Below are 2,031 nucleotides of genomic sequence, written 5' to 3' on the forward strand. Positions count from 1 at the left end.
CACTGGGCAATGTTGTTGGTCAGTTCCTGGAGGGCGCCGAAGGGACAGAGCCAGCCGCAGAAGGGACCGCGGCCCCAGAACAGCAGCCCGGCAGCGACCGCGGCCCAGAGGATGAAGATCAACGGGGCGGCGAGGAAGAACTCCCAGTTGAAGTCGGTGATGAGCGAGTTCGTGAAGGTCAGGACGTTGACGACCGAGAGCTGGGCGTTGGCGTACCAGCCGAGCCAGACCAGCGTGAAGGTGAGGTAGGCGCGCCGCACCCAGACGTAAACGGTTGGGCGGCGCACCAGGGCATCCTGGAAGAAGAAGATCGCCGTGAGGACGATAAGGCCAAACGCGGCGATGCCGATGGAGACGGTGTTGGTCTTCCAGATCTTGAGCCAGAGCGGCTCCTCGATCTCCCCCGCCGCGAGCGCGGCGGCGTCGTTGAGGGACGGTTCGGCGGGTGCAGGTGTCGGCGCGGCAGGCTGACCTTGGACCTGGGCTTGCGCCTGCGCGGCGGGAGCCGGCGCGGCGGGCGGACGGTGCTCGATCCGCAGGTATTGGTCCGGCAGCGCGTAGTCGAGATCGTAGGCCAGGAAGGCCTTGTCGCGCGCGCCGACGCTGCGCTGCACCATTAGTTGCAGTTGCCACGGCTCGGTGAGGTCGAGCCTGAAATCCTCCGGCACGACGAACAGGGCGATCTCGCGCAGGGCCGGCGCACCCGCCGCGGCGAGGTCGCCGAGACGGGTGTGGTTGCGGTCGCGGAAGCGCGTGCCCTGTCCCTCCTGGAGCAGTTCGATCCGGTCGAAGATGCCGCCGCGGACATAGCCGGAGCCCTTGAACGAGTAGGCCCCTTCGCCGGCCACGACGATGGCCTGCTGGTCCGGCTTGAGGCGCGCCGTGAGCTGCCCGTAGGCGGCGTCGCCGAGCAGGCTGCGCCCGATGGTGGGCACGCTGACGGGCGCGACGTACAGGTCAATGAAGGTGTCGTTGGGATCGGCCGTCTCCGGGTTGTTCGCCGCCTCCTGGTTGCCTGCCTTGGCGTAGGCCTCGTTGACTTCGCCGACGGTCAGCGACAGGCGCCGGACCGAGCCGTCGCCGAGAAGGGTCTGCCAGTCGCGGACCTCGCTCTTCGTCAGGTCGACCGTCTTCACCGCCGGGGGAGCCGCGGCAGCCGGAGGAGCGCCTTGGGCGCTGCCGAGGCGGCCGCCGCGGATGAGGCGGACGGCGGAACGCACGACGCTGTCGCCCATGACGAGCACGGTCACGGTCGCGCCGCTGACGATGTCGACCTGGGGCGGGCGCTCCGCCCCGGTCGCGACCGGCCTCAGGTCCTTGCCGACCAGCGTGTTCACCGCGTCGACGATGCGGCGTTCGGGGATGCCGACGAGGACGATGGGCTCCTTGTGGTCGACCAGCTTGATCCCGGTGATGATGCCGTTCGGGTCGATGCCGACCAGCAGGTTGATCGGCTTGCCGGAGTAGCCCACTGCGCTCGTGACGTCGGAGTTCAGGTAAACGTAGCCGAGCAGGCGATCGCCCTGGTGGACAGGGACGAGCGGCGGATCGCCTTGCGGTGGTCCGAAACGGTCGGCCCCGGGGAAAAAGTCCGCGGGCTGGGCCTTCGGGAGGAACTCCTGCACGCGCCCTGCCGCCATGCCGGGCCCCGTCCAGAGGAGGAACATCACGGCCCCGAGCAACCCCACGACCCGCAGTACGAACGCTGCCTGGAAGCCAGTATTCGCAAGGCTTCGGTCGGGATCAGGCGTATTCGTTGCTTCCACCGCAGGTCGTCCAGAGCAGTTTGTAGTCATCTGAACAGAAAAACGCCAACGGCGCCCGCACGGAATAGGTCGTCTTGGGATGGGCCGGGCATAGGCGGCACGATCCTTATCATTGGGGACAGGCGTCCCAGAAACCCTGAGTGCGTTGCGAATTGGTGTAGTACCAGCAAGAGCCGGCGGCAGGCGGCGGCGAGGTAACGTAGGCCGTAGCGGCCGCGGCCGTCACGAAGCCCAGTGCCGCGCCGGCGGCCACGGCGGCGCCGGG

The 2,031-nt window shown here is 68.3% G+C and carries 1 protein-coding gene; it reads right to left on the reverse strand.

Going from position 1 to position 2,031, the window contains the following annotated elements; all coding sequences use genetic code 11:
• A partial coding sequence (locus ILT44_RS30250; protein WP_239468647.1) for a 4Fe-4S binding protein occupies positions 1-1,667 on the reverse strand: 1,667 nt, incomplete at its 3' end.
• Positions 1,668-2,031 lie beyond the last annotated feature (364 nt).

The organism is Microvirga arvi, assembly GCF_016892765.1.
Classification (GTDB): Bacteria; Pseudomonadota; Alphaproteobacteria; order Rhizobiales; family Beijerinckiaceae; genus Microvirga; species Microvirga arvi.